A 10,068-nucleotide genomic window follows, 5' to 3' on the forward strand; every position below is an offset into this window, starting at 1 on the left:
GATGCTCGGGTGTCTGACGCTGCGCGGCTCTCGGTGACCGTCCCTCTCGCCCGCGCCGGGTGACGACGGCTCTGCTGCCGCATCAGCTCCGGTGTGTGTCCGTGGTCCCTAGCGCTTGCGGTAGCCGGATGCGGAAGGGGGAAGGGCTATGTCCAGCAGGGTGTCGATGGTCTGGCCGTCGAGGCCGCTGTCCAGGTGGAAGGACCGGCGGAGCAGGCTGCCGACCTGGGCGGGAGCAAGGCCCAGGCGCACGCGGGCCTTGAGGCAGATCGCCCCGAGGAGGTTCGCGCTGTCGCCGGGCCGGTGCTGGAGGTACCAGGTCAGCAGCTTCACCGTACTGCCGGACAGGTCGGACAGAGTGATGTCCTCCAGGGTTTCGCTCTCGCCGCGGTTTCGTTCGGCGTCTTCGGCCAGGCGGCCGAGGATGGCCTCGACCAGCACGTCACGTACGGGTCCATGCGGGACGAGGCCCTGGTTACTGCCGTACATGAGGGCGGCTGCCGCGTCCCAGGCGAGATCGTCGGCGGCGCTCTGCGCGAGGTCGCCCTTCATGTAGGGCGCCCGTCGTTTGCCGCCGCTGTGGCGTTGTTCGGTCAGGGTGTCGTGGAAGACGCGGCGTAGCCGGTTGTGGTCGGCCACGAGACCGGCGGGCTGGGCGGTGTTGTACACGGTGGTCGACGACAGCAGGGCTTCGGGGCCGTTGGTCCGGTGGTAGTTTTCGGCCCAGTCCTGTGCGACCGGCACGGACCACCGCATGCTGCCGCTGGTCTCGTCCTGTGGTTCGGGCAGATCGTTGCGCCCTGAGCTGTACTTGGGGTCGGGCAGGTCGTCGGTGCTGATGGCCGCGATCTTCGCCAGCCCCGCCTTGTCGATCAGGCTGTCCAGTTCGGGTGCGTGAAGGTCGACGACGCAGGCGTCGAGCGGCAGCACGCCCGGCTGGGACGCGCGCAGTCGCGCCCACAGGGCCAGGTGGTTCTTCCAGTTGGGCACGGGCTGATCGTTTGCGGTGAAGCTGGCGATCTTCAGGATGCTGGCGCTGTCGGGGTTGCTGGTGGAGTCCAGCAGGTCGGCCGCGGTGATCGTGGTCGGGTTGTCGACGGGCCGGTCGTCGTTGCGCTCGAAGGCCCAGTCCCATACTTGCCCGGGACGGTGCCATAGTTCACCGTTCCACCAGTAGCCGCCGTGCCGGTGGAGGAAGCCTTCGCGGCCGTGCAGCCAGTCGTGGTGCAGGTCGCTCTGGTCGCGGTCACGGATGAGCAGCACGGTGCGTCCGTAGGGCGGGTGGTGGAACACGGCCCAGGCGAAGGACGGGTTCTTGGGCTCGGTGGTGAACGCGACCCATCCTCCGTCGGGTGTGCGGTCGGCCCGGCCCCAGAGCCCTTCGCCCTGATTGCGGCCGGTGCGTTCGATCGCGTCGGGGTTGTCCAGGGGTAAGCGGCCGTCGTTGATGAACGGCAGGCCCGGGACGGGGTGGTCGGTGCTGGTGCCGTTGGCCACCGGGCGTATGCGGTACACGGCGGTTTCCCCCTCTGTGTGGCGGTGATTGATCGGGATGAGGGAACGCTAGCCCGCGGGCGAGCCGGATATGCCTCGTGGGACAGTCCCGTACGTTCCCGGCGGTGATCCTGGCCGATTTCGCTGCGTGGCGTGCGCCGAGTCTGGATCATGAGGGTGTGGAGGACTGGTCCGACTGCTTCGACCCTGACGAGTTGCGCATCCGTCTCGACGTGGCTCTGGAGGAGAACGCAGAGCTGCACGAGGAGGTCGGCCGGCTGAGCGCGGACAACGCTCGCCTGCGCAGCCTTCTGAGCCTCGGCGTCCGAAGCGGCGCCTCGCCGATGCCGCCCGTCGCCGAGCCTGTGGCGCCGGTGCCCGTCAGCGGGGTCGGCGGGCTGCCGTATGCGGATGCCTCGTCGAGCGCCGAGGCGAAGATCGCCTTGTTCCGGGCCTTGTTCGCCGGCCGGGAGGACGTGTACGCGCGCAGGTGGGTGAGCGCGAAGTCCGGTCGGACCGGTTGGAGCCCGGCCGAGGACGACCCGTTCGACAGGAACAAGGACAATGCGGACCGGGTGTTCTGGCCGCTGACCGACGAGACGGTCTACCGCCACCTCGATCCGTCCCGGCAGGGCCGCAGCGAGCTGCACATCGGCCTGTACCCGCTGCTGGCCGACGACACCTGCCGGCTGCTGGCGTGCGACTTCGACGGCAAGGACGGCAGCGACTGGCGCGCGGATGCCATCGCCTACGCTGCCGCGTGCCAACAGGCCGGTGTGCCTGCCCTGTTGGAGATCTCCCGCTCCGGAAAGGGCGCCCACGTCTGGACGTTCTTCACCGCGCCCGTCGCCGCCACCACGGCCCGCGCCCTGGGCATGGCGCTGCTGCGCCGGGCGATCGACGCCCGCGGGCAGATGGCACTGTCCAGTTACGACCGTCTCTTCCCCGCCCAGGACTTCCAGCCGGTCAAAGTGCGAAAACCGAGCCAGCCGCACGCGATTACCCTTGACGTTCCCCAAGAACAAGCCATGTTCATGATCAGCAAGTTTCTCGAATGTTCACCCGCCGCAGTTTTCGACCATGGAGATATGGAGGATCTGGTCCTATATGTCTGCCCCAAGTGTGCGAAGAAATCTGGATATCCGCCCCCGGTGCATCCCGGCGTGCCCGGTCCCGTTATCGCCCAACCCTGAGAAGTTTACGGAGAGCCCCGGGCTCCCTGCCATTGAGCCCATTCCAACTTCAGGCGACAGCCGATCGGCGCTGTGTCACGGACATCAGGTCGCAATTTCGGGACGGTAGTTGACCGTCATACGGTCGGTCGTCCACGGGAACAGTCGGCCCGGCTGAAAGGGGACAAACGCCACCAACGGTGGAACTCCTTCGGTCATGGAAGCGCTCCAGGGTACTCGACGACAGCGATCGACTATGGACAGATCGTCAGGTCCTGACTGGCCGTGGGCGGGCAGGGTAGCCTGGCTGGTTGGCGCCGGGGTCGAGGAGCTCAAACGGCATGGCAGCCATCCAGTAAATGGCGCCGACCGTGCCTGGAAGCGTGTGGTGGGCAGACGGGCGGTCAGCGAGCGGTGTTGGCGAGGGATAGCAGGAGGTGCGCGGATTCAGGGTGGTAGAAGTCGGAGTGCGCACCTCCCGCGATGCGTATTCCCTTCACATAGAGGTGGCTGGCGTCGACGTTGATGAGCCGCTTGTCCCGCGGCAGTGTGTAGGACGTGCCGATGTCCTCGAGCGTCACGCGGGTGATCTGTTCGGCGGGAGCGGTGGCACCGAGGCGGCCGATGCCATCCTGTTTTTCGTTGCGGCGGTGGTAGAAGCCCAGGGCTGTGTCGGAGGGCGAGTAGGTCATCACGACAGGCGCGTTCAGTACGCTCGGGGCGAGGATGCCGGCGTATGGCGGGTGGGCGAAGGAGTCCGCAGGCAGAGCGGCCTGGAAAAGGGTCAGGCTGTCGAGGGTCCAGGGATATGACGGATCGCGCCAGTCCCAGGCAAGGGTGTCGGGGCCTCCCTCGGCAAGGCGCGCGCTGGCTTCTAGAATGCCGTGAAGCAGGAACCGGCTGCCGAAGGAGTGGCCGACGCAGTGGAGATACTGTCCGTAGGCGCTGGCGAAGACGTCAGGTCCTGGCTCGGGCAATTCGCGGTTGGTGTTGAAGTATCCGAGGACTGCTCCCAGGACGCGTGCTACCTGGCCGGATTCTGACATGGCGGTGGTGCGGTCGCGAACGGCGTAGTAGTCCAGCGGAAGCCTCTTGTCGGCAGAAGGCCAGCGCACGCCGACATACTGCGGCCGGAAGCCGAGGATACGACGGTAGGCATGGGCTTGCTGCGCCATCATGAGGTCGACCAGGGCGAAAAGCTTGTGGGCCTTGTCCTCTGCGTCTGAAGGCGAGGTCCGCCAGCCGTGGACGTGGAGAAAGATGTCCGTGGTTTCCTCGCGCAGCCGCAGGTGCGTCTCAAGGAACCCAGGGATCGCCTCACGGGGAACCACGGCGCGGCTGCCCGGGTACAGAAGCTGTCCGTCAGCGTCCAGGTCGATCAGGTCGACGTGTGTATTCGTCTCCGTCATGAGCTCTCTGTCTCTGTGACCAGGCAGTTATCAATACCACGGATCAAGGTGAAGACCAGCCCGAGCGGGGTGGAGTGCTGGACGATGAACTCCTGCGTGAGCTGCCGGACCACAGGAGCAACGCATTCGCCCTTGAAGAACTCCTCGAAGAACCGGCAGGTGAACCTGCTGCCGAAAGGAATGTTGACTTCGACCTGAGGGCCGATGAGGCAGCCCACTCCCAGATTGAACAGCGGGCGTGCAAGACCTTCCTGGAGGTACATACCAGCGCGGCCGCCTTCACAGACCATCATGAAGCACAGAGGGTCAGGCAGACGGGTGTCCCGGTCACTGGCCCAGTACTCGATGTCGTCGGCGTAGATGGGCTGGTCATCACTGAGACTCCGCCAAGTTCGTTTCCGCAGTTCAGTGGGGCTGGTGTGATGCGCGGTGAGGTCCTCACGCTGACAGGTGGCGTGATCGTTAGCACGAGATCGTCCGGCGCGGGCGTTCTCGCGGGTTCTGGCGTGAGGTTCGGGGCTGCCGCGTAGGTTCCGCGTCGGGAGGGATGTTCATGACAGACGTGCTGACGTGGACGATCGGGCGGCGGCTTGAGCTGGCGAAACGTGCTGAGCTCCTGCGTAAGGAGCTGGGCGAACTCGAGCTGGAGGTGGCCCGGTTGGAGGCCGCCGAGGTGGTGTTCGGGCAGTGGGCCGAGGCCACCGACGGTGGACGGCGGCCGTCGGGCATCGTGTCGCCGGAGCCGGAGCCGGAGCCGGTCGCTGTGACGGTGGGCCCGGGTGCGGGCGGGATGCGGGTGGTCCCCGATCGTGTCGAGGGGATGGGGCTTCAGGCCCTGACCTCGGAATACCGTCGGATCATGGAGATCGTGGCCGGGTCGGACGGTCCGGTGATGGCCAAGGACGTTGCCGTCGGACTGGGCCGGGAGACGACGCCGGGGAAGATCGAGCCGGTCCGGGGTCAGCTGCGCAAACTCTCCGACCGGGGCTGGCTCGTCCGCACCGCATCGGGCCGCTACCGGCCATGCTGACCAGCGGTGTTGGCGGCCGGACGGGCCGATTCCGGCCGTAACGCGAGGGCCCCCGGCGGGAGTTGGTTGATGTGTGACGAAAAACCAGCCCGCCGAGGGCGCTCAGGATGTTGTCTACCAGGTCCGCCTCCCGCTGTCGAAGCGGACCATCGATCTCGTCGCCGGCCTGATACGCCGGCGCCGCAACCGGATGCGCTCTGTCTGGCGCAAGGCCGAACCCGGTAAGCAGGCCGTCATCGTGCTCGCCGTCCTGCGTCACGACCAGCGCCTGGCCGACATGGCCGGCGGCAACGGTGTCGGGGAGTCCACCGTCCGCCGCTGGGTGAAGGAAGTCGTCAAGCTGCTGGCCGCCCGCGCCCCACGCCTGGACCGCGCGCTGAAGAAGATCGCCCGCAGCGGCGGGGTCGTGGTCCTCCTCGACGGCACCCTGATCCGCACCCACCGCCGCACTGGGAAGGACGACCGGAAGAACTACTCGGGCAAGCACAAGGCCCATGGCCTGCTGTTTCTCGCACTGACCGACGAGAAGGGCAACCTGATCTGGATCTCCGCAGCCAAGCCCGGCCGGTCCAGCGAGATCACCACCGCCCGCCACAACAAGATCACCGAACACCTGCGGGAAGCCGGCCTCGGCGCCCTGGCCGACCTCGGCTTCGTCGGCCTCGACGACAAACCCGACGACGACCCGGTGATCATCACCGGCCGCAAGGCCACCCGCAACCACAAGCTGACCGCCGCCGAGAAGGAAGCGAACCGCCTGGTCAGCCGCGAACGCGCCGCCAACGAACACGGCTTCGCGAACCTCAAGAACTGGCGGATCCTGACCAAGCTCCGCACCGACACCCGGCAGGCCACCACGCTCCTGCGGGCCCTGCTCGTCCTGGCGAACAGCGAAGTACAGCGCTGACGGAGCGGGCGGATGATCTCGCCCCGACGATCATGCCACCTGTCAGCGTGAGGACCTCACCAACGCATCACACCAGCCCCACTGAACTGCGGAAACGAGCTTGGCGGAGGCTCACTGAGAACGACCTTCGCCTGCTGGGTTTGTCTGCGGCCGGGGCGCAGGCCCGTGCCGTGGGCGCCGAAGACGACGACGTGACGATCGCAGTCTGGCTCGGTCAGAGCTTCCGCGGTCTCCGGCTTCGTCGGGTGCTCACTGATGTCGGCGTGCGTTTCGACGACGCCGCGCACAGGGCACAGGGGGCACTGGTCCGACTCGTGGTCGTGTCTCTGCAGCCTCATGTCGAAATGAAGACTGGCCTTAGGGCGGCCGGAACCGTGATTGATGAAGGGGGTGTAGTCCTTCACGAAGCCGAGGCAGTGCTCGATGAGGTGGGTGTAGCCGAGAAAGCCGGACCACTGGGCAGCCGTGTCGTGTTGCAGCAGACGAGCATCCGGGTCTGGATGAACGTAGAGCAACCCCCAGGGCACGAACAGGTCTTCAGAAGTGACGGTGATCGTCTGCGGACCACTGCGCAGAGCGCGGGAAAGAGCCTCCTCCAGGCGTATCAGGCCGTCGTCAGCGCCACGGAACAGCAGTCGGTAGAGGGCTTGACCGGCCTGGGCGAGGTTTTTGACGACCGAGGCCAGGACCGCACGGGCCTCGTCGGCTCCTAGCGCCTCGTCGGGAAGGTCGTTATAGGTGTACTGACGTGCCGCATGTTCGTGCTGCACGACGTTCTGTAACCATGCGTCGTGCAGACGTGCCACGCTGGTGGCTATTTCGTCACGGCTGCGCCGCAGGACTCCGGTGAACTGTCCGTTGCCGTCATACGGCAAAGCGGAGCCGTAGGCGCTCACGCGGAAGGTTCCGTCATGTGCGTCGTCGAAGTTGAGAAATATGGAACGCTCCTGGAGTACTCCGGGAAGTGAGCGTGGAAGCGCCACCAGACCGTCGTACGCGTCTTCTGCCAGGGTGTACTCGAGGTCGACGTCAGGTGTCATGGTCAGCGGTCTGCACCGTCCCCAGCGGTTACCTCAAGAACCCGTTCAACGCGCTGGATCATCGCGCCGTCCGCTCTGCGCACGATGTCGATGCGTAAAGTCACAGGGGCTGTGGAACGAGGGGTGATCCCGAATTCCTCGGGTGGCGTTCCATGATCATCAGTGAGCCGCGTATGGATGATGGACCGATCGACCGCCGCGGTCCCAGCACCGATGCGTAACGTGATGTCCACAGGGGCTGTGTCGTCCTCCGGTGCGTTCCAGTCCGCGCCCTGTGGCTGGTAGTTGAATGTCACCGGCAGGCGCCGTCCCACCCGCAGTGGCAGCGAGCCTTCTGCCACCCGTAACCGGGCGCGGTGCCGTCTGTGCGCCGGGCGGCGCGAAGCCGGATCGTCATCGGTATCGGCGTGCTCCTGGGCAGAAGACGCGGCCACCGTTCCCTTTGCGGCCGATGGAGGACGACGCACCGTGCGAGGCCTGGAACGTCTGCTGGTAGGCAGGAAAGCTGGCACTTCCTCTGCCAGCCACAGGGGCTCATCGTCCAGGAGAGGATCATCCCCCATCGTGGAGAGCATCTCACTGGGATACGCCAGCAGGCTTTCTGCCGGGCTGTCATGCAACTGGCGCGTGAAGCGCTCCAGAGGGCCGGAGTCGTCGACGTACCGAATGGCAGCACCGGGGAAGTCGAAGAGCCACTCGAACGCGCCGCGTCTGTTCGGCTCCGGGGCCTGCTCGCGCGGCCGCACTGTGAGACCACTGTTCTCGTCGTAGAGATGCCAGGGCAGACTCCGCGTCGGCGGTCGTGACTGCGCTGCGGTGTTCATCCATTCGACAAAGATTCTGCTGAACCCAGGACGCCGCTGAGAGTACGCGTTGCGCCGAGTAAGAGGTGTCGCCGGTGCTGTTGCGTCGGACGAGCAGATGTCGAGCATGAGCACAACGCTCTCGGTGCGTGCCTTGCGGAGACTGTTCACCAGTGCGCTGGCCAGAACCGTTTCGTGGTCGCCTAGGGTCAGGGCAAGGTCGAGTCTGTGCCCAGAACTCTCTACTGTGCCATGGCCGGCGAAGTACACCAGGAGCATGTTCTGGCTACTCTCGACCATGTCCTCAATGGCGCTGGTGAGGCTCTCCCTTGAAAGCGGCGTGGTGAACAGTGACGTACTGTCGGGGGTGAACCCGCAGTGACTGTCCAGCAGAGCATGATAGATCTCGGCTACGTCAGACGCAGGCTCGTACGCCCAAGCGCCCGGCGCTGTAGCCGAGCGCAGGGCGCTGCCAGCCACAGCGAGGGCATACCGGGAAAGCATTTCGCGGTGCCGCGTAGAACTACGCCGAACCGGCAGACGATCTGACGGCATGTCTGCACGCAGAGTCACCACAGGGCGCTGGAAGCATTGCGCATTGCGGAGTGTCGGACGTAGGTAGCCGCTGCTGCGCAGTGATTTGGCAAGGAGCCGGTGCAAGGCAGGCAGGGCCATCGTCCCGCCGGCCGCACGGGGCAGAGAACCAAGAAGCGATGCCAGATGCTGAGTAAACACGGAGGGTGCTTGGCTGTTGACAGCGAACGCGAAGGGCGAGGCATCAATCGACGACAGAACGGCGATGCCCGCCCTGCCCAGCCGGTCGATCTCACGCCGCAGCGCACCGGGGCGAAGCGAGCTGCCCTCTACTTCGCGAGGTGCCAGGCAGGTATCCAGGACCAGCAGGCGATCCCGGCTGCCTGAACGCGTCATGGCCTGCACGAGATCACGGGCAGCCAACCACTCTGCTGAGGTACGCCCTGGGCCTGATGCCAGGGCCAGTTGCAGAGTCCCCTCCGCAGACAGTCGGCAGTGCCCTGTCCAGTACACAAACAGGCCGTCTCCGTCGGATACACCGCCCTCGACGCGGCCGAGAACGTCCTCCGTCGTCAAGGGAAGGACTCTGTGGCAGGTCTGTGGGTCAACCCCTCCAGCGTGCGGATCGGTCAACGCTTCCGCGAGGACCGAGGCATTGTTCCTGGTACCTGGAGGCAAAAACGCCGGATCATCAGCCTGCCCTCCCTGCACTAGGAAGTGCTGTGTCACATAAGGCGCCACCGCGTCCCCCTCGCCCCCGAGCACGTCGCCCTTTCAGCTTAGACGTAACTACCCGTAAACAGTGGCCAGTTATACACGGAGTGCATTCGCGCCCGAGGTTTGACCTCACGTAGCGTCAAAAGACCCCTCCGATGCCCCATCTCTGGCCAGGCGAGCACGGGCACCAAGTTCTCCCTCAGTGAGGGCGGTCGACGGCCTCTCCTACGACTCCGTGCGCATGGAACGGACCAGAAGCCGTCGTCGGTGCGGGGAATCCTCGGTCCGCGGGCCAACGGGACGCACCGCTCGGCTGCTTGCCGGGCGGCGGCGTCCGTCAGGCACCCTCGTCCTGTGCATGCTCGGAGTGCGCGACGAGGTACGCCCGGCCGGCTGGGGTGAGGCGGTACTGCCAGGCGCTGGCGTCCTCGATGTAGGCGTGCCCGCTAGGGCCGAGCCGGCGGGCCGCCACCCGCCCGATCTCAACCTTGGCGAGGGTCTGCCGAGGGGCGGCGGCCACCGCATCGAGTGCTGCCTGCAGCCACTCGGGCAGCAGCGACCGGTCTGGCACCTGCTCGGCGGACGCCGGTTGCAGGGCCCGTCCGGCGGCCCGCCCGGCGCGGGTCAGGCGGACCTGGATATGCCACACCTGGCCGGCAACACCGTCCTGCGCCACCCGTCGCAGCTCAATCAGCCCCCGCCGCTGCAGGGCGGCCAATGTGGCGCCGGCGCCCGCATCGAGCACATGACGCTGGCCCAACTGCTGCTGGACCGCAGTGGCCTCGGCAGCCGGATGGTCGACACCGTAGGTGATCCACCGCCACTGCTCGGCCGGCTGCCGCTCCCGGCCGGCATGCCAGCGGCGGGTCTGCGCGCTTTCGTTGTCCTGGTCGATTGTGAACAGCACGTCCAGATAGGCCTGCTGACGCGCGTTCAACCCCTCCGGGTGTCCGCCCGCTCCG

At 66.4% G+C, this 10,068-nt stretch carries 9 protein-coding genes; 3 read left to right on the forward strand and 6 right to left on the reverse strand.

The annotated features are described in order from the left end of the window. Positions 1-108: 108 nt before the first annotated feature. A complete protein-coding gene (locus E4N62_RS45260; protein WP_230224159.1) occupies positions 109-1,515 on the reverse strand; it encodes a hypothetical protein in 1,407 nt (468 codons plus the stop codon). Positions 1,516-1,619: 104 nt separating this feature from the next. Here E4N62_RS45260 and E4N62_RS45265 point away from each other — a divergent pair, with 104 nt between their 5' ends. After that, positions 1,620-2,687, forward strand: a complete 1,068-nt coding sequence (locus E4N62_RS45265) for a hypothetical protein (RefSeq protein ID WP_230224160.1) — start codon at positions 1,620-1,622, stop codon at positions 2,685-2,687. 383 nt (positions 2,688-3,070) lie between these two features. Here the strand turns inward: E4N62_RS45265 and E4N62_RS45270 are convergent, their stop codons facing one another. Both E4N62_RS45270 and E4N62_RS45275 read right to left on the reverse strand, forming a co-directional pair. Then, positions 3,071-4,075 carry a hypothetical protein gene (locus E4N62_RS45270; protein ID WP_230224161.1) on the reverse strand — a complete coding sequence of 335 codons (1,005 nt, stop codon included), beginning with the start codon at positions 4,073-4,075 and terminating at the stop codon, positions 3,071-3,073. Continuing rightward, positions 4,072-4,338 (reverse strand): hypothetical protein, encoded by a 267-nt coding sequence (locus E4N62_RS45275; RefSeq protein WP_230224162.1) that lies wholly within the window; start codon positions 4,336-4,338, stop codon positions 4,072-4,074. The genes E4N62_RS45270 and E4N62_RS45275 overlap by 4 nt, the downstream gene beginning before the upstream one ends. 290 nt (positions 4,339-4,628) lie before the next feature. On the opposite strand from E4N62_RS45275, the gene E4N62_RS45280 reads away from it, so the two are divergent. After that, positions 4,629-5,105, forward strand: a complete 477-nt coding sequence (locus E4N62_RS45280) for a hypothetical protein (RefSeq protein WP_230224052.1) — start codon at positions 4,629-4,631, stop codon at positions 5,103-5,105. A 73-nt stretch (positions 5,106-5,178) separates the two neighbouring features. Next, positions 5,179-6,012, forward strand: a complete 834-nt coding sequence (locus E4N62_RS45285; protein ID WP_230224051.1) for a transposase family protein — start codon at positions 5,179-5,181, stop codon at positions 6,010-6,012. Between the two features lie 56 nt (positions 6,013-6,068). On the opposite strand, the gene E4N62_RS45290 is transcribed toward E4N62_RS45285, so the two are convergent. The 3 genes from E4N62_RS45290 to E4N62_RS45300 form a co-directional block, all read right to left on the reverse strand. Then, complete coding sequence (locus E4N62_RS45290) at positions 6,069-7,052, reverse strand: hypothetical protein (protein WP_230224163.1); 984 nt, start codon at positions 7,050-7,052, stop codon at positions 6,069-6,071. Between the two features lie 2 nt (positions 7,053-7,054). After that, complete coding sequence (locus E4N62_RS45295) at positions 7,055-8,965, reverse strand: caspase family protein (RefSeq protein ID WP_230224164.1); 1,911 nt, start codon at positions 8,963-8,965, stop codon at positions 7,055-7,057. Between the two features lie 478 nt (positions 8,966-9,443). Beyond that, entirely contained in the window at positions 9,444-10,043 is a 600-nt protein-coding gene (locus E4N62_RS45300) for a hypothetical protein (protein WP_230224165.1), read from the reverse strand. Between the last annotated feature and the right edge of the window lie 25 nt (positions 10,044-10,068).

Source organism: Streptomyces sp. MNU76, assembly GCF_020982545.1.
Taxonomy (GTDB): Bacteria; Actinomycetota; Actinomycetes; order Streptomycetales; family Streptomycetaceae; genus Streptomyces.